This is a genomic window from Acinetobacter sp. H1(2024) (assembly GCF_046557555.1).
GTDB classification, from domain to species: Bacteria; Pseudomonadota; Gammaproteobacteria; order Pseudomonadales; family Moraxellaceae; genus Acinetobacter; species Acinetobacter seifertii.
This window is the reverse complement of sequence record NZ_JBKGFO010000010.1, coordinates 1-18,233: the sequence shown is the minus strand read 5'-3', so window position 1 is coordinate 18,233 and position 18,233 is coordinate 1. Positions and strand designations below refer to the sequence as shown.

The 18,233-nt window shown below is 35.6% G+C and carries 17 protein-coding genes and 2 pseudogenes; 13 read left to right on the top strand and 6 right to left on the bottom strand.

Going from position 1 to position 18,233, the window contains the following annotated elements; all coding sequences use genetic code 11:
• Positions 1-94 precede the first annotated feature (94 nt).
• Positions 95-2,323 carry a phosphocholine-specific phospholipase C gene (locus tag ACLCEG_RS18450; protein WP_410568698.1) on the top strand — a complete coding sequence of 743 codons (2,229 nt, stop codon included), beginning with the start codon at positions 95-97 and terminating at the stop codon, positions 2,321-2,323.
• Positions 2,324-2,371: 48 nt separating this feature from the next.
• Here ACLCEG_RS18450 and ACLCEG_RS18445 read toward each other — a convergent pair whose 3' ends face one another.
• Both ACLCEG_RS18445 and ACLCEG_RS18440 read right to left on the bottom strand, forming a co-directional pair.
• Positions 2,372-2,806, bottom strand: a complete 435-nt coding sequence (locus ACLCEG_RS18445; RefSeq protein ID WP_031983137.1) for an acyl-CoA thioesterase — start codon at positions 2,804-2,806, stop codon at positions 2,372-2,374.
• On the bottom strand, positions 2,806-3,963 hold the full coding sequence (locus ACLCEG_RS18440) for an iron-containing alcohol dehydrogenase (RefSeq protein WP_410568696.1): 1,158 nt from the start codon (positions 3,961-3,963) through the stop codon (positions 2,806-2,808). Before ACLCEG_RS18440 ends, ACLCEG_RS18445 begins: the two co-directional genes overlap by 1 nt.
• A gap of 303 nt (positions 3,964-4,266) precedes the next feature.
• On the opposite strand from ACLCEG_RS18440, the gene ACLCEG_RS18435 reads away from it, so the two are divergent.
• The 3 genes from ACLCEG_RS18435 to ACLCEG_RS18425 all read left to right on the top strand — a co-directional run bounded on the left by ACLCEG_RS18435 (position 4,267) and on the right by ACLCEG_RS18425 (position 6,049).
• On the top strand, positions 4,267-4,626 hold the full coding sequence (locus tag ACLCEG_RS18435; protein ID WP_191106203.1) for a YcgJ family protein: 360 nt from the start codon (positions 4,267-4,269) through the stop codon (positions 4,624-4,626).
• A 387-nt stretch (positions 4,627-5,013) separates the two neighbouring features.
• Positions 5,014-5,244, top strand: a complete 231-nt coding sequence (locus tag ACLCEG_RS18430; protein ID WP_031944961.1) for a hypothetical protein — start codon at positions 5,014-5,016, stop codon at positions 5,242-5,244.
• Positions 5,245-5,476: 232 nt separating this feature from the next.
• Positions 5,477-6,049, top strand: a complete 573-nt coding sequence (locus ACLCEG_RS18425) for a cysteine hydrolase family protein (protein WP_410568694.1) — start codon at positions 5,477-5,479, stop codon at positions 6,047-6,049.
• A gap of 262 nt (positions 6,050-6,311) precedes the next feature.
• Here the strand turns inward: ACLCEG_RS18425 and ACLCEG_RS18420 are convergent, their stop codons facing one another.
• The gene (locus tag ACLCEG_RS18420) at positions 6,312-6,779 is read right to left on the bottom strand and encodes a winged helix-turn-helix transcriptional regulator (RefSeq protein WP_191010050.1); all 468 of its coding nucleotides are present in this window, start codon (positions 6,777-6,779) and stop codon (positions 6,312-6,314) included.
• A gap of 62 nt (positions 6,780-6,841) precedes the next feature.
• On the opposite strand from ACLCEG_RS18420, the gene ACLCEG_RS18415 reads away from it, so the two are divergent.
• The 5 genes from ACLCEG_RS18415 to ACLCEG_RS18395 all read left to right on the top strand — a co-directional run bounded on the left by ACLCEG_RS18415 (position 6,842) and on the right by ACLCEG_RS18395 (position 11,091).
• Positions 6,842-7,069 carry a tautomerase family protein gene (locus ACLCEG_RS18415; protein ID WP_077163375.1) on the top strand — a complete coding sequence of 76 codons (228 nt, stop codon included), beginning with the start codon at positions 6,842-6,844 and terminating at the stop codon, positions 7,067-7,069.
• Positions 7,070-7,370: 301 nt separating this feature from the next.
• The gene (locus ACLCEG_RS18410) at positions 7,371-7,874 is read left to right on the top strand and encodes a low molecular weight protein-tyrosine-phosphatase (RefSeq protein WP_004701092.1); all 504 of its coding nucleotides are present in this window, start codon (positions 7,371-7,373) and stop codon (positions 7,872-7,874) included.
• 19 nt (positions 7,875-7,893) lie between these two features.
• Complete coding sequence (gene murB, locus ACLCEG_RS18405; protein ID WP_077163374.1) at positions 7,894-8,928, top strand: UDP-N-acetylmuramate dehydrogenase; 1,035 nt, start codon at positions 7,894-7,896, stop codon at positions 8,926-8,928.
• A gap of 4 nt (positions 8,929-8,932) precedes the next feature.
• Positions 8,933-10,063, top strand: a complete 1,131-nt coding sequence (locus tag ACLCEG_RS18400) for a YdcF family protein (RefSeq protein WP_077166163.1) — start codon at positions 8,933-8,935, stop codon at positions 10,061-10,063.
• Positions 10,063-11,091: an alpha/beta hydrolase gene (locus tag ACLCEG_RS18395; protein WP_410568691.1), complete on the top strand. Its 1,029-nt coding sequence runs from the start codon at positions 10,063-10,065 to the stop codon at positions 11,089-11,091. Before ACLCEG_RS18400 ends, ACLCEG_RS18395 begins: the two co-directional genes overlap by 1 nt.
• Positions 11,092-11,151: 60 nt before the next feature.
• On the opposite strand, the pseudogene ACLCEG_RS18390 reads toward ACLCEG_RS18395, so the two are convergent.
• The 3 genes and pseudogenes from ACLCEG_RS18390 to ACLCEG_RS18380 form a co-directional block, all read right to left on the bottom strand.
• Positions 11,152-11,655 (bottom strand): annotated as a pseudogene (locus tag ACLCEG_RS18390) (hypothetical protein).
• Between the two features lie 61 nt (positions 11,656-11,716).
• The gene (locus tag ACLCEG_RS18385; RefSeq protein ID WP_004701100.1) at positions 11,717-12,772 is read right to left on the bottom strand and encodes a linear amide C-N hydrolase; all 1,056 of its coding nucleotides are present in this window, start codon (positions 12,770-12,772) and stop codon (positions 11,717-11,719) included.
• Positions 12,773-12,981: 209 nt separating this feature from the next.
• Positions 12,982-14,655 (bottom strand): FMN-binding glutamate synthase family protein, encoded by a 1,674-nt coding sequence (locus ACLCEG_RS18380; RefSeq protein WP_410568689.1) that lies wholly within the window; start codon positions 14,653-14,655, stop codon positions 12,982-12,984.
• 540 nt (positions 14,656-15,195) lie between these two features.
• Between ACLCEG_RS18380 and ACLCEG_RS18375 the strand changes: the two genes are divergently transcribed.
• From ACLCEG_RS18375 to ACLCEG_RS18360, 4 genes and pseudogenes are all read left to right on the top strand, one after another.
• Positions 15,196-15,627, top strand: a complete 432-nt coding sequence (locus tag ACLCEG_RS18375) for a hypothetical protein (protein ID WP_410568687.1) — start codon at positions 15,196-15,198, stop codon at positions 15,625-15,627.
• A 528-nt stretch (positions 15,628-16,155) separates the two neighbouring features.
• Positions 16,156-16,686, top strand: a complete 531-nt coding sequence (locus tag ACLCEG_RS18370; RefSeq protein ID WP_213033480.1) for a spore coat U domain-containing protein — start codon at positions 16,156-16,158, stop codon at positions 16,684-16,686.
• A 90-nt stretch (positions 16,687-16,776) separates the two neighbouring features.
• Positions 16,777-17,484 carry a molecular chaperone gene (locus tag ACLCEG_RS18365; protein WP_151750365.1) on the top strand — a complete coding sequence of 236 codons (708 nt, stop codon included), beginning with the start codon at positions 16,777-16,779 and terminating at the stop codon, positions 17,482-17,484.
• Positions 17,485-17,524: 40 nt separating this feature from the next.
• A pseudogene (locus ACLCEG_RS18360) lies at positions 17,525-18,233 on the top strand (fimbrial biogenesis outer membrane usher protein); the annotation flags it as partial.

Genomic DNA, 18,233 nt, shown 5'->3' with positions numbered 1-18,233 from the left:
ACTCATCAAATGATAATTCAAATACACCAGAGACAGGTAAAAAGCCTGTAATGCGCTGTGCTCCTTAAACTTAAATAATAAAAAGAACCTGATCATGATTACACGTCGTAAATTTTTAAATTACTCTTTAAATATGGGTTTTGGTGCTGCGGCATTGGTAGCTTTTCCATCTAGTATTCAAAAGGCTTTAGCAATTCCTGCAAACAATAAAACGGGTACCATTCAAGATATTGAGCACGTTATTATTTTAATGCAGGAAAACCGATCTTTTGATCATTACTTTGGTACGTTAAAAGGCGTTCGAGGTTTTGCTGACCGCTTTACAATTCCTTTGCCAAATGGTCGTAAGGTTTGGGAACAGCTTAGACGCAATGGGCAAGTTCTAACGCCTTTTCATTTAGACGGTACAGCCAATAATGCACAGCGTGCAGATGGCACACCGCATACATGGAACGATAGTCAGTTGGCATGGGATAATGGGCGTATGGCGAACTGGCCAACTCATAAGACTGATATATCCATGGGCTACTTTAAAGAAAAAGAAATTCCATATCAGTTTGCGCTTGCCAATGCCTTTACGATTTGTGATGCCTATCATTGCTCTATGCACACTGGAACAGATGCGAACCGATCTTTTCATTTAACCGGTACCAATGGGGCAACACCGACTAAGCGTTCATTTGTAAATAACGAATGGGATTGGATTGATGGTAATCCCGCTACGGCAGATCGTGGTTACACATGGAAGACCTATGCTGAGCGTTTAGAAGAAGCAGGGGTAAGCTGGATTTGTTATCAAAATATGCCGGATGAATGGGGCGATAATATGCTTGGTGCATTTCGTTCCTTTAGAAAGGCAAACATTGCTTCTGGCTACCCAGTTGCAAGTGGTGGCGAACCGAATAAACCGTATGCCGATACGGGCCAAAAACTACCGTATAAAGCCTATGATGCGGCTACTGATAATGCCAAAAATCCACTCTATAAAGGCATTGCAAATACACTACCAGGCAATAAACCCGAAGAGTACCTTGACGCTTTTAAAAGAGACATTCGTGAGGGTAAATTACCGCAAGTCTCTTGGATTAATGCGCCATCAATTTACTGTGAACATCCAGATCCTTCAAGCCCAGTTCAAGGTGCTTGGTTTATTCAAGAAATTATTGATGCATTAACTGCTGTGCCAGAAGTCTGGAGTAAAACAGCACTGCTTATTAATTTCGATGAAAATGATGGTTACTTTGACCATGTACCGTCACCATCTGCGCCATCACGACTTGCAAATGGTCAGTATGCTGGCAAATCGACATTAAGTAGTGCCGATATGCAGGATGAATATTTTGACCACGCTGCGCCTGAAGGAAGCCATTCTCAGCCTACACCTGATGGTCGTGTTTATGGTCCAGGCCCGCGTGTTCCTTTATATGTGATTTCTCCGTGGAGCCGTGGTGGTTGGGTAAACTCGCAAGTGTTTGACCATACGTCCGTGCTCATGTTTTTAGAAAAACGTTTCGGTGTAAAAGAGCCGAATATTAGTGCGTACCGCCGTGCAGTGTGTGGTGATTTGACCAGTGCATTTAACTTTAAAACACCAAATGCAGATGCTTTACCGCAGCTTAATGGTAAACAAACACGTGTGCAGGCAGATGCATTAAGAGAAAATCAAGAAGCTTTGCCAGCTGTTCCTGTACCTACGGATATTAAGTTACCGATTCAGCAAAGTGGCATACGTTTGTCGCGTGCGCTACCTTACGAATTGCATACCAGTGCGCGCTGTAAAGCGGACGGTAAGGTAAAATTAATATTCTCTAATACAGGTACGCAAGCTGCGGTTTTTCATGTTTATGACAAGCTCAACTTGGATCGCATTCCAAAGCGTTATATTGTCGAGCCGAATAAAACTTTAGATGATGAATGGGATGCTTTAAAAGATAACTTGGGCCGTTACGACTTATGGGTACTCGGTCCAAATGGCTACCATCGTCATTTCAAAGGGGATATTCAACGTATTGTTGATAGTGGCGTTAAACCTGAAATTCGCGTCTGTTATGACATTGCCAATGGTGATGTTTATGTCGAACTTATGAATGAAGGAACCAAGGATTCAATATTGACGGTAAAACCTTGTGCATATCGACAAGATGCGCCGTTACAACTTACCGTAAAAACGGGACAGGTTGTTAAACAACATTGGGCTTTGGCTGATGTAGGGCATTGGTATGATTTTGAAGTAACTAGTCAGAGTGATACATATTATTACCGACGTTTTGCTGGTCGAGTCGAAACGGGTGAAGACTCTTTTAGTGATCCCGCAATGATGTAAGTTTGAAGAGGGCAAAAAGAACAGATCATTTTCTTTTTGCCCCATTTTTTATAATAAATAACTTTTTAAAGCTTCACGGACTGACTCAGAAATGGGCACAGTCTTACGCGTTTCACGATCTACAAACACATGCACAAAATGTCCTTGAGCTGAAGCTTGATCTTGGCCTTGTTTAAAGATCGCTAATTCATAACGTAGAGAAGTCGTACCAATTTTACCAATCGCAACACCTACTTGAATAATTTCTGGAAATGATAACTCTTGTAAAAAGCTACAAGCTGAATCAACCACTAACCCAATTGATTTTGCTTCATGAATATCAAAACCTGTTTTTTGAATGAGTAAAGCATTGGCTGCTGTATCAAAGTAACTATAGTAAGTCACATTATTCACATGACCATAGATGTCGTTATCTGCCCAACGCGTTTGAATGTCTAAAAAGAACTTAAATTGATCTCGATTTTTTAAAACTGGTTTAGTCATTAATGAATTGCCTGATAAATTGCCAAAGCAGCGGCTTCTGTCATGTCTCGTGGGTTATTTTGTAGTAAGCGAGTTTGCAACATGGCATCTTGAGCAAGCCGAGGTAAGCTCGACTCATCAATATCCAAATCTCTAAGTTTTAAGGTCAAGCCACTACGGTCTAAGTGGTTCTGCATATGGTCAATGAACAGATCACACAAGCCATCAGTGCTGCCATTGCTATATGGGTCTAACCATTGCATAAGTTCCGCATAGTATTTTTTTGCATTCGGCGCATTAAATTTTAAAACTTCAACCAGAACTAAGGCATTGGTATGTCCATGCGATAAATGAAAATGTCCACCCAGTGGATAAGCTAAAGCATGTACAGCCGCAACAGGTGAATTAGCAAACGCTTGACCTGCCAGCATTGAACCGAACAGCATGTTTTGACGTGCTTCTAAATCATTACCATCTTTAAGAACTTTCGGTAAGTTATGGTTTAGTAACTTCAAAGCATTCTTAGCTAAAATATCGGTATAAATATTTTTCTTATGTTTAGAGGTATATGCCTCAATGGCGTGTACCATCGCATCGATACCTGTTGCAGCGGTAATATGTGCTGGAAGGTTTTGAGTAAAAGTAGCATCAAGAATCGCAATGTCGGCGTACAGTACTGGAGAGACAATCCCCATTTTTGTTGTCTCGCCAGTAGTCACAATTGAAATAGGTGTTACTTCTGAACCTGTACCAGCTGTGGTCGGAATTAAAATAAGTGGAAGGCGAGCTGTGGTGACTTGGTTTACGCCATACATGTCTTGCAAACTTTGAGTCTGGTCGGGGTGCGCGAGTAAAGCGATTACTTTTGCAACATCTAAAGAACTACCACCACCAAAGCCAATAATGGCATCTACATTTTGCTGCTTTGCATAATTGGCTGCATCTAAGACCACTTGTTCTGGTGGGTCAGCCTGAACATCTGCATAAATGTCATATTCAATGTTGAGCGTATTTAAAATTTGAAGAATGGGTAGATGTAATTGATTTTTGATCATGCCTGCATCGGTGACTAGCAATAACTTACGGTAAGCTTTTGAAGACAAAACATTTTGTAATTCTTGTATAGAACCTAAGCCAGAAATGATATTTGGAACGGTTTGAAACTGAAAATGGCTCATATACGTTATTTCCTTATTCTTGAACATTATTGTCGAATGGTTCTATAAGATTCAATCTTTAAATAACTTAGCACAGGACACCTTAAAATAAAGTAGTTCTAGGGCAATTATGTTGGGTGTTAGATGACATAAACACTATTTTTATCTGTTTGGGTTCGAGAAGGATGTGCAGATGATGCATAAGTTATTTAAAAAGGCATTGAATGGTGGGCTTTTTGTTATTTATAGGCGGGTAGAGATTTTCTGGCAAGCTTCTAATTTATATAATGCCTTAACAATTAATAATTTTATTCGGTTCTAAAAATGAAAATTTCTAAAATTTTACTTAGTATCATTGGATGTAGTTGCTTCATGCTTAGCTCAGTAGCGATGGCAAAAAACAACTCTGGTGTATTTTCACCTCAAAAGGGTGTAATTTGTGACAAATACATATGCGCAGACAAAAAAGGTATCTCAAAAAAACTTACAACTAAATACTTAGGTCCTTATAAGGCGAATAAGGCTTTCTCTCAAGGCGATTTTGATACTTCAGCATTTACACTCTCAAATGGTGTGTTCTGTGATACCAAAACAAAATTATGTCATGTCGATCGATACTTTGAAAATGGACATCGTAGTAAAATTGATAGAAATACGACTGATAAGTTATTTAAAAATAAATAAATTTTTTAAAAATTCTAAATTGAAATAACCTGCTAAAAGCAAATTTTTTACCATGTACCCTGCTAACTATCGACTAATGGTGGGGTTTTTTATTATTAAGTATTTCTGTAATATCAATTTAATAGTATAAGTTGAAAAAGCCAAATAATTGATTTTAGAAAGTAAAAGGGAGGAGTTCATTTTTTAATAGTTTGAATTAAATAATTATTTATCTTAATTCGCGTTGAGGTTGTATAGACGTTACTAAGTAGGAAATATGATCAAATAACTGTTTCTTATTTTAGGTTTAAGCGCCTTTTCCATTAGGACTTTTTAATGAAAAGTGAAAATGGGTCTTTTTATTTTCAAGAAAAAGCATAATTGATTTGAGATGGGATTTACATGTTGATGTATACAATTAGATATGTTCATCGGAACAATACTTACTATATCGCTTCAAATAGCGAGGGAAAATTTATTATTTTTGAATCACTTGATTCTGAGTTCCGAATGGGCCATCAAATTTCTTATGAGAATGGGATAATATTTAATTTGACACTAAATGACGAAACGGATGCTGTTATTAAGCTGGAGAGTAATGAAAAAGGAGCCTATGAGTACTTACATTCAATTAAGTAAATAAGCTTTGTTTTTTGAGAAAAAACTATGCTATGTTTATTTGCGCTTTAATGATGAGCAAGTTTAATTCATGAACTGTTTACTAAAAAAAAATCAATACCACCACCACGACCTTCAGAAAAGGCTGCGTGTGATTTTTTATTAGAGCGACTTAATAAGATAACCAAACCCAGCCAATAATGGCTGGGTTTATTTTTCTCTGCACATTATTGGTTTTTTACAGAGAAAGATTATGGATAAAAGTCATAACTCAAAATCAGCTTTACTTGTTATTGATATGCAAAATGGCCTATTCAATGCAGAGTCGAAACCTTGTAACCATCAACTCATACTTTCAAATATTCTTAAGCTAATAGAACATCACCGATTGAATAACAGACCCATTATTTTTGTCCGTCATGTGGGTGACAAAAATACACCCTTAGATCCAGATAGTCCGAATACTCAACTAATAGCAGACTTATCTTTTAATTCAGATAAAGATTTTGTTATTGAGAAAACTTATCCGAGTAGCTTTAAGAATACGGACTTAAAAGAACTGTTAGAGAGACTTGATATTAAACAAATTATAGTAACTGGAATGAAAACTGAATATTGTATAGACACGACTATTAGAGCTGCCTCAGAGATTGGATATAAAATAATGGTAGCCTCAGAGATTGGATATAAAATAATGGTAGCCTCTGATGCACATACTACATTTGATTCAATACATTTAAGTGCCCAATATATAATTGATCATCACAACCAGATTTTTAGGAATGCTTTTGCTAAGGTAAACACTACAGAAGAGCTCATCTCTTAGTTTTAATTTATAAATAAAATCGTAAAGATAAGTGCCCTGATAGGTGGTTGAATAGTCTTACAAGGGCATGATTTAGTAAACCCGAAAGGTCTTTTTTATTTTTAAGTATTTCTGTAAGATCATGGGGTTGCTTTAAACAACAATAAACCTTAATGATCAGCGCAAAAGTCATAAGGGGAAGCCTACTTGAAAGAGTAGGCTTTTTTTTATTTTTAATATGATAGCTTTCGAACTTGCATCACTGAACTTAAGATGTAGAAATTTATTTTTTAGAATGGATGAGTTTAAGTTCCAAATTCTTCAAATCTATAACTTGATTAGATGAATCTACAAGTTTTAATTTCAGTTCTTCATCGGTACTTTTATCAAAAACTTTGACTACATCTTTACCTTCTTCAATAAAATTACCACCTGACTCAAGCATCGCGAGTAGAACAATATTTAGGCTTTTACCCTTTTTAGTGAGTAAATATTCTTTACGCTCTCGTACGCCAACTTCTTTATAAATTGATAGCTCGAATATTTCTAATTGGACAAGATGTTTGAGACGATCGGTTAAAACTTGCTTTGATATACCTGTATTTTCTAAAAAATCATTAAATTTCGTTACCCCATAGAAAGCTTCTCTTAATAATAAGATCGTCCATCTGTCATTCAATATTTCTGTAATTTTGAATATCCCACAGACGTCTACGGGAAATTTATGTTCTGGAATAAATTGATTTGACATTAGAGGAGGCTCCAATTAGGATGAGTCTTTAATTTAGACCTAGAGTTAATTCAGGTAGCATTATGCCATTTATAAATATACAAACTATAGAAGGTTTACTCGATAAAGACAGTAAGGCCGAACTTTTTAAACGCATAACAGACTTATTTGTAGAAATAGAAGGTAAAGGTAATCCTGCTTTTCGGGAACATGTCTGGATTCGTATTGATGAATATCCACCTGAGCAGTGGCAATTAGGTAGCTTAAGGCCAACGAAGGAAATGATCGAGTTAATGAGTTCAGAAAAATGATTTATCTAAAGCCCTATGAGTAGGGCTTTTATAATTGAATATGATTTTATTCAAAATATGATTGCTATCTCTAATTAAATTCAAAATAAAAGTTTAGCGACTTTATCGCCTGATTTATCAACTTTTAATCTATTGATAAACATTATTTTCCTTTTCAACCCAACTGAGTTTTGACAAAATGCAACAGGCAATTAGGGTCAAGAAAGACTTGGCCAGATTTGTAGCTTGTCGGAATTTTGCAGTAACTTTGCAAGCAATCTGTTTATTTTTATGTAATTCAAATGTTTGGAACTAATTTCTAATGGAAACACAATATAAGGTTTTATGTGTCTGTTTAGGAAATATTTGCCGCTCACCCACCGCTGAAGTGGTTTTCAGACATTATTGTGATAAGCATCAACTCAATGTAATCGTCGATTCGGCTGGAACGAGTAATTATCATCCAAATAAAGCACCTGATCAGCGTAGCCAAATGCATGCTAAAAAAAGAGGCTATGATTTGTCATCTTTACGTGCTAGACAACTTTCAACTCGAGATTTTTTAGATTTTGATTTGATTTTGGCAATGGATCATCAAAACTTTGAAGATATTCACGATTTGCTACAAAACGCGATATTTCAATTTGGCAGTCATCAAATTCGAGCAAAAATTGCATTAATGAGTGAGCATGATCCGCAATATCCAAAACAAGCTTTGCCTGATCCTTATTATGGTGGTGAGGAAGGCTTTGAGCGTGTACTTGACCAATGTGAATCAAGTACTTTAGCGTGGGTTAATATCTTAAAAAAACAGTTGAATGTTTAGGAATAGGTTTTTCAATACAATGCAAATTCAAAATCAAGTACAGCTTAAGCCATTCAACACTTTAAGTTTAGATGTGACAGCATCTCATTACACTAAAATCACGTCTATCGAAGATATTAAAGCTGCTTTGGATTTTGCTAAACAGCATGAGTTAAACGTACTTGTTTTGTCTGGCGGTAGTAATATGTTGTTGCCGCAGCAGATTAATGCGCTAGTTATACATCTTGATATTCAAGGTATAGAAGTTTTATCTGAAAATCAGGATTTTGTTCAAGTTAAAGTAGGTGCAGGGCAGGTTTGGCACGATTTTGTTTTATATAGTACTAAGCAGAACTGGTATGGCTTGCAAAATTTAGCACTTATTCCAGGGTTAGTTGGTGCTTCACCAGTACAAAACATTGGTGCTTATGGCGTTGAAGTTGGTGAGTTCATTGAGTCAGTGCAAGTCTATGACCGACAGTTTAAAGAGATCAAATCAATTTTAGCAGCAGACTGTCATTTTTCTTATAGACATAGCATTTTTAAAGATGATCCGACACGCTACATCATTACGCATGTCACCTTTAAATTACCTAAGCAGCCTCATTTAAAGTTAAATTATGGTGATTTAAAGCAGGCAGTTGGAGACAATCTAACTGCTGAAAATTTACAAAATCAGGTTATTAACATTCGACAAAGTAAACTTCCTGATCCTAAAGAATATCCAAATGTAGGAAGTTTCTTTAAAAACCCAATAGTAAATGAGCAAGAATTTGAACGTTTAATCACACAATTTTCAACAATTCCACATTATCCTCAAGCTAACGGTAACGTTAAAATTGCAGCTGGTTGGTTAATTGATCAAGCAGGTTGGAAAGGTAAGCAGTTGGGTGTGGTGGGTATGTTTCACAAACAAGCATTGGTTTTGGTGAATTATGCCAATGCATCTCTTGCTGATGTGAAGAAAACTTATCAGGCTGTACAGCATGATGTTGATCAGCATTTCCATGTTATGTTAGAACCAGAACCTGTGCTTTATAACAGTTTAGGTTTAATTGAAAATCATACGGAATAGTTTTATGCCAAAAGTACATTTAATGGTACGTTTTGTACAAGTAGTCACTGTGCTATTTGTACTATTAGGCTGTTTCGTAGTTTTTTTATATTCACCATTTTATTCAAAACTTATTGTAGCTGGGCTTAACTATTTTGTGCCTGTGGATGTAAATGAAGTGGCTGCGGAAAGCCAGAGAAAAGCTGCCTTAAGTGAACATGATAACTTAGAGCCAGGTTCAAATTTATGGATTGCTCGTCAAGCTTATTTAAAGTTGACCGAAGATGCTTTACGTGAGAAAAAAGCAGCAGATTTGGGCTACATACAAGAAAACTATAAAGCTTTGCAGCAAATTATTCTTTTAGAAGAAAAAGAACAAGAAATGGAAGAAGAGCAAGAAACTTCAGCTGTAAGTGTTCCTTTAGTTGCTAAAAACTCAGAAATAGATGCAGCTGATGAAACAAGTGGTCCTATTGATGAAGCACTTTTTATTAACAGCTCAGAAAATAAAGCGCTTACAGAACAATACACAGAGTTTTTGGCAAGAAAACCTGTAGTACCCGAGCATCAAAAAGCGGTAAGCGAGCCTGAGCAGAAAGTTGAAGATGTCAGTAAAAATCCACTTCAACCTCAACCAAAAAAACTGTCAGAACCTTATGCAATTGTGGTGTTAGGTGGTGGTTTAACTTTAGATAAAAATGGCAAAGACATTGTAGTTAATAGTTATACACGTTTAAGACTGGAAAAAACGTTAGAAGTTGAGCAACAAAATGACCTGCCGATTGTGTTGAGTGGTGTTGAGGCACCTTATATGCAGGCATGGCTAAAAAAGCGTGGGGTCGATGCAAAGTTATTAGAACAAAAAAGTATGAATACTTGTGAAAATACTCGTTTTAGTTCGTTACTGCTTCAAAAGAAAGGTGGTGCTCCTACGGTAATGTTAGTCACAGATGAATATCATATGCCGCGTACACGTCGCTTATTTGCCTTGAATGGTATCGAAACGATTCCTGTTATTGCCCCAATGCCAACAGCACTTACACGTTGGCAACCGAGTGTACAAAATTACGATCATAGTCGTCGTGCAAATTATGAATTACTTGCGACAATTCGTGACATGCTATTTGGTTCAAGTGATTGTCGAGAGGTGCCTTAATGTCTGAGATTCCATTTCTCAATCCTGCCGTATTAAAACAATTAGATTTACCGGTACCTAACCGTGATCTCACTCCGCAAGTTTTAAGTCCTCTTAATTTAAATACATTAGAAGAACCTTCTCGTGAACTTTTAGCATATCGCAAATTATACGGTTTACATTTACTCGACTGTGATCACTGGCAAGGCTATGTCCAAATGCCTTTATTCCGTCTGCATGTTCAAGTTTTTAAACCTAAATTAGACAAAGTACAAGGAACTGTCTGTTTATTACATGGTTATCTTGAACATAGTGGAATATATCAGCCCATTATTCGTGAAATACTTGAACAGGGTTTTAGTGTAATTACCTATGACTTACCTGGTCATGGTTTAAGTAATGGTTCACCAGCAAGTATTCAAAATTTTGATCATTATCAACAGGTTATGATGGCTGTTTATCGATATGTTAAACACGCAGATCAGTTACCTAAGCCTTGGGTAGGGATAGGTCAAAGTACGGGTGGTGCAATTTGGATGCATCATTTGCTTGAGTATGCAGAAAAACGCCAAGATCCAATTGTTGATAGAGTTTTATTACTTTCACCTTTAATTCGCCCAGCTAAAACAGCATGGTGGCATAATCCAGTGGGACTTGGCATTATCCGCCGCATTAAACGCCAAGTACCAAGGCACTTTAGACGTAATAATCATAATCCTGAATTTTTACGTTTTATTCGTTTAAAAGACCCATTGCAGCCACGCATGATGGGGATGGACTGGATTTTGGCAATGTCGAAATGGATGCAGGAAATGGAAGAACGACCTGCTTGTCGTATTCCTGTCTGGTTAGCGCAAGGTGCATTAGATCAAACAGTAGATTGGCGTTATAACATTGAGTTTATTCGCCGTAAGTTTAGGCTTCAAACCTTATTAATGCTTGAAGAGGGGTCTCATCAATTAATTAATGAGCGTGCAGATATACGTGCAGCTTTAACAGGTTTGATTCCAGCCTTTTTACATGCAAAGCCAAAGCATTTTTATTATTAAAAAAGTAATGCACTCAACCTAGTCAATAGATTGAGTGCATCATTTAATTAAATCAGATGATTATTTTAAACTCTGATAAAGCTCAACGAAGTTTTTATAGACCGAAGATTGTTTCTGCGGAGAATACATATTGCGCTCAATAATACCTTTGTCAGTTTTAACTAGAACATTAATGTTTTGAGCATTTTTAAATTCCTGTAAGAATTGACTTGGAATAATAAAGTATGTCGTCGAGTGCTTAGGAACAAGTCGACTAACATTCGTTTTCTCAGTAGCTTGAGCTGGTTTATAACTAAACTGCTTTCCATCGATATCAAATACTAACGAATTAATATCATAGAAGTTGTAACTACTACTTAAATGAACATCTACACGAACTTGATTTTTCTGTTTTTCATTCCATTTAACCAGTAAGCTTGGACAAAGTTCTGTAGGTAAGCAATTAAGCTGACCAGCTGTTTTTAGCTCAGATGTTGCTGTCGTGGTATTAGACTTATACTAGGTTGTGCTACAAGCTGCTGTAAGTAAACAAGTACCTAATAAAAATAGGGCTTTTTTCATAATGTAATTCCAAGAAAGCACGTTTAATATTATTTATCTTAAAGATGATAAATTTTACCCCTCATTAAAGAGTTTTTGGACTTAAAAAAGCAAATGGTTTCGTAACTTTAAATTCAGATGTCGCGTCACCTGCATATATATGGCTCTGCTCAGGTCCAAGATCAAGTCTTCGTGTTTTACCGTCTTTAAAATTTATTTTCTTTAAGTCAACCCAAAATACATTTGGTGATAAGGCTGACTCAAAAAAATAAAGCATCTGTTTATGGTCTGCAACAGTTCTCCAGCGAGTCGATGAAATATTAGGCTCTTCTTGTGTGTTTAAACCGTATGGAACCGATGCATTACGAATTACGCTAAATACAGACGCCTGTGCTTGTTTCATATCATCATTTTTAGGAATTGCATTGATATAGAATGAAGCGCGAGCAAAACGGTCAGAAGCTCGGTTTGTACCAGGAAGCATAACGGTACCACCAATTTGTTTCCAATATTCTGCCAATGCCAATTGTTTATCAAAAGTAGGTGAGTTAGTCATGATTTGATAACTTCGGCTGTGGTGAATAACTTGCTTGCCACCAATGTATTCAATAATTGCGCTATCACCCGTTTTATCTGAAATAGATAAATGTAGTGTCGTTAATCTCGTTTCACCTGGAACGCTATCAGTTACAATTGTATAAGGTTCTTTCTCAAGCGCTTTCACAGCCTCATCTACAGTTGCGAAATTATCAAGAACATATTGTGCCCAAGCGGCAATACTTAACAGTGGTTTATTTGATTTTTTTACATCAGGATATTGAGATTCAACTAGCCATAAGACGTTTGCAACTAAACCAGCTTCATTCATTCCATCGGTTGTAGAGACTTCGTAACCAGTTGCAATAACGCTGCCATACTTAGAAGTCCATTTTATTGATTTAGATCCTGCACTTCCATCGCGGGCAACACCACTTGGCAAAATCCATAAATTCGTACCCGTATCAACCTTCCAGTCCATCGAGCGGGCAGTAATAACATGTTGATTATTGCCTAAATAAACTGCACGTGTACAAGCAACTGCATAGCTACTTAACCCTACAGCCAATGCGACAAAAGATGAAATGAATGTTTTCTTTAACATGAGAATACACCTTCTTGTTATAACAATTTGAGGATATTTATTTAATAAAATTAAAGCATGTATATTATTTATACTTTAATAGTAGGTGAAAAATACATTAAATACAAACTAAAATAAGAAACTAATTTAAGTAGAAATCACATATAAGTTTAAAATAGAAAAGAGCATCACACTTAACTATGATGCTCAAATTATCAAGTTAATATAAATTAAAAATGATTGGCATCAGCCATATTCCACATTCGGTAATAAAAATTATCACCATCATTATTAAGTTCAGATTGCAAAAGCTCTCCGTCTTTTAAGAAAAAGTGCAATTGAGCATAATTTTTAATTTCACGGTCATTTACACGTTGTGCCAAATGATGGGCTTTAATATCCGAAGGATGGCGTAAGCCAGCAGCAGCAATCATTTCAGATAAAGCATGTAATGTATTTTTATGAAAATTAAATACACGTTCTGCTTTAGTGGGCACATGTAAGGCTTTTTGGCGATCTTTATCTTGGGTTGCTACACCTACAGGACATTGGTTGGTATGACAACTTTGAGCTTGAATACATCCAACTGCGAACATGAATCCTCGTGCTGAATTGACCCAATCTGCACCTAGTGCAAATGTGCTAGCAATATCAAATGCACTAATAATTTTACCACTTGCACCAATTTTAACTTGGTCTCTTAACCCAGCACCTACAAGTGTATTATGTACAAAACGTAGGCCTTCACGTAACGGTGTTCCAATATAATCACTAAACTCAATTGGCGCTGCGCCAGTTCCACCTTCAGAACCATCTACTACAATAAAATCAGGAACAATTTTTGTTTCAAGCATGGCTTTTACAATACTCATAAACTGCCAAGGTTGCCCAATACATAGTTTAAAACCAACAGGTTTTCCGCCAGATAATGTGCGCAACTTCTGTAAGAACTGCATCATTTCAATTGGTGTAGAAAAACTTGAATGTTTTGCTGGAGAAATACAATCGTGATCACGTGAGACACCACGAATTTCGGCAATTTCAGCAGTAATTTTATGCTTAGGTAAAATGCCGCCATGACCTGGTTTAGCACCCTGTGAAAGTTTTAACTCAATCATCTTGATTTGTGGTAATTGAGATTGTTTAGCAAATTTTTGCTCGTCGAACTTTCCATCTAAAGTACGGCAACCAAAATAGCCACTGGCAATTTGCCAAACAATATCACCACCATTTTCTAAATGATAAGGACTGAGGCTACCTTCACCTGTATCGTGATAAAAACCGCCTAATTGTGCTCCTCTGTTTAATGCGCGTATTGCATTTGCACTTAAACTACCGAAACTCATGGCAGAAATATTCATAATAGAAGCGCTATACGGTTGAAGGCATTGGCTATTACCAATTTGAATCCGAAAGCTCTTTGGGTCTGCCGGTGGACATGGGCTAATTGAATGAACAATAAATCGGTAATCTTCTTGATATACGTTAATAATTGAACCAAAAGGTTTATCTGCATTTTCATTTTTAGCACGTTGATAAACTAAACTTCTTTGCATGCGCGAGAAGGGTAGTGCATCTTGATCGGCTTCAATGAAATATTGGCGAATTTCAGGACGTATATCTTCAAATAGAAAACGAAAATGGCCCATGATCGGGTAATTTCTTAAGATAGAGTGCCTATTCTGTAATACGTCATATAACCCTAATAGACTCAATACACCTGTAAGCACCCATAATCCGTTGAGTAAAGTATCAGAAATAAAATAATAGATACTATGTGGGGTATATACAGTTCTGAACCAAGTGATACTAAGTGCAGTAAAAATACATAAGAACCAGAGAGAATGGCGTGAAAAAAATGTATTGAGAAATTTATGTCGAATAATTTGTGCTGGACTCGCCATATGTGAACAAATTCCTAATGTTTTACTGCTAGATACCTTGCCAAGAAGCAACTTAAACTACAAGTATGGAATTGTTAGTTTCAATGAGGTGGAGATCAAAAGTAGTCGAAGATGCTTAAGATTAAAAAGTTTAATATTCTTATATGCCCAGAGCACTATTTACTCATTTTTTTAAATTTGGATATTTTAGATATTATTAAGTTTTAGATTAGGAATAAGTCCAATAATATTTATATATTATACTTTTAATATGAGCGTTTATTGATTTTAAATATGTGAATAATTACAGAAATAAATTTTTTAAACCGAGCTTTAATATTATAAAAAATTGTTTTTTTATGTTTATTACGGTTTTCTTAAATATTTAGCTAGGCTCTTAGAGCCTTGTTTGCTTGTAATTTGATCATAAGTGTAAATTTTGACTTGTTGATCTGATATTTTTTAGATTTGTTTTTTGGTAATATTTGTAGATTGATATAGTATTTTAGACCGATCTTATTACAACTATATAGCACTCTAAAAATTAAGTAGGGAATTGGAATGAGCTGGAAATTATTAACAATTTCTGTTTTTTTTACTGATGTATTTTTATTAGTTTTAATGTTTTATCTAGGTTATGATTTTGAAACTTTTAAAAAAGTTGCTTTAGTCGAATCTTGTCTAGTTGCAATTGCGATCATTTTTGATGATATGGAACAAAAAAAGAAACCTATTTTTCCAGGAAGTATTGTCTATCCCTTGCTAGGTATTTTATTTATTTTAGGCTTCACACCTATTCTTGATTTTTTTGCAGTAAGACCTAAAGGATTTCATGCTTGGGACATAAAAAATATTTTGATCATTGATGAATATAGCGAAAATTATCCATTTAATAAGTTGGCTTGGTACGGAAAGGCTTATGTTCAACTTAGCTTTGCGATGGTAGGTGGGGTGTTGGGGTTCATTTTTCATTTGGTATTCAGAAATACTTAAGCAAGTATTTCTTTCTTTATAAATAATTTTCTCTTGTTCTAAAGTTAAGGAAATCAATCAAAACATGTTCTAAACTCTTAGAATTCTTATTCATTAAATTTTAATTTCTTATTCATTTAAAATATATAAAATTATAAATATGTCTGTTTTTTAATCTTTTAATCTAATGTTAGTTCTAAAAATAATAAAATATAAAAAATGATGGTAAAATTTAACTAATGAATTTTTATGATTTTTTAATAAAACTAATAAAAAATTGAATAAAATTACCGGAAATTTCTTTAAAAAGTGGTGTATACCATATAAATACTCATAATTGAGAAATCCATCGAAATTTAACTTGTTAATAGATATTTAAAATGAAATAAATATCTATATTTTTGTTGTTTTTTTGTATGATGCGCGCACAGTAGAGTAAAAAAAAAGACGCTTTGAAAAAACAGTCAAAGAAGCTAGTGATTGGATTGGGGAAGGCTAGTTTTTACATCTATTAATTCTTATTGGCGTAATGTAAAAAGGTTTTCAATCATGAAAAAATCTCTCATCGGTTTATCTGCAATTGCTATGGGTTTAATGTCTATCACCGCTGCAAATGCTGCAACGGCTACTGGTACATTAACTGTTAAAGCCACTATTACGAATAGCTGTGTACTTAATACCTCAGCTACAGGCACAACTGCAAATGCAATCTTAGACTTCGGTACTTTAAGTTCTCTTGCGAGCAATGTAGATGCAGATACGACTACTACAGGTGGTACTGCAATTAAAGTTTTATGTAACAACACTGTGCCATGGACTTTGGCGTTTGACGCAGGTAAAAATGCTCAGACTACTCAACGCCGTATGATTGGTGGAGCAACAAGTAACGAATATATCCCTTATAACCTTTTCTCTGATACTAACCGTGCAACAGCAATTGGTATTGCAACAACAGCTTATAGTGGTACAGGCACTGGTACAGTACAAACAGTGAACGTATATGGCCGTATCCCTGCTGGCTCAGCTTTGCCAAGCGCTGGTAGCTATGTTGACACAGTAACTGTGACTGTGACTTATTAATTTTTTAAATAAGTTCTGTTTATTGTTGTCGCTAGCTCTTTGTAAGAGCTAGCTCTAGATTAATTTGAGAAAAGTAATTCTGGGCAAGTTATGAAAAAAAATATCTTTGTTGCTACAAGTTTATTGTTATTTTTGCCTAGTATGTTAAATGCTGCCTCAATACGTCTTTCTCCTGTGAGTGTTGAAATATTGAGTGATCAATCTGCGTCCTCAATTAGTTTATATAATCAGTCGAACGAAAGTGCTGACTTACAAATACGTATATTTGAATGGACTCAGAATGCTGGACAAGATCAATTAATTCCAACAGATGATATTGCAATTAGTCCACCTTTCTTAAAATTAAAACCGAATGATTCTTATAATTTGCGTGTAGTCCGTATTAAGCCAGAACCAATTTCTGGTGAAAAAACTTATCGTATTATTCTTGATGAATTACCAAAACCTATCGATAGCCGTAAAGCATCTCAAGGTGTAAATGTATTACTTCGCTCATCATTACCTGTATTTGTAGTGAATAAAGATGCGATTACAAAACTGAGTTGGTCAATACAGCAAGAACAAAACAATGCTTATCTTACTATTAGCAATGTGGGTAATCGCCACGCGCTTTTAAATAATTTAACACTTGTTGATACTACTTCAAATAAAAGTTATCCGATTAAAGTAAATACCGTAAATGGTTATATTCTTTCAGGAAAATCAAGAAACTTTAATATTAGCCCAGATTTTAAATTCCAAGCTGATCATAAATATAATATTTCATTGAATATTAACGGTAAGCCAGCATCTCTTTAACGAGGCACATATGAAATATCTCGTAAGTGCTTTGTGTGTTATGTACTTGCCGGTTCATGCTTTTGCTGAATCATTACAAGACAACACTAATGCCGCTTTGCCTAATATTCCGGAAGTTTCAAACGCCGCTTTTCAGACCTCTGGTTCTGATAAAGGCTATATACAACTATTTTTAAATATTTCTGTCAATTCTAATACTTCTACCGACTTAATATCGGTACATCAAGATCAAGATAGAAAATTATATATACGCGTCCATGACTTAAAAGCCTTAAGACTGAAAATGGATGAACATATCCCTGACAGCCAATGGGTATGTATTAATGAACTGAAAGGAATCCAGTTTAAGTATCTGGAAAATGAGCAGTCTCTAAACTTACAAGTTCCTGCGAGCATGTTGAGTGACTATTCTGTTGACTTAACTGGTCAACCGACTACAAACACCAACTTACTAAAAATGAAACCTTTAAATGCTGCAATTCTGAATTACAGCATGTATCACACCATTACCAATGATGAGAGTATTTTCTCAGGTTCGGCAGAAGGGATTTTTAACAGCGCGCTTGGTAATTTTTCATCAGGCGTTTTATACAACGGTAGTAATGAAAATAGTTATAGCCATGAGAAGTGGGTGCGCTTAGAGAGCAAGTGGCAATATGTAGACCCTGAAAAAGTTAGGATATATACCCTAGGGGATTTTATTTCCAATAGTTCTGACTGGGGCAGTAGTGTGCGTCTTGCCGGTTTGC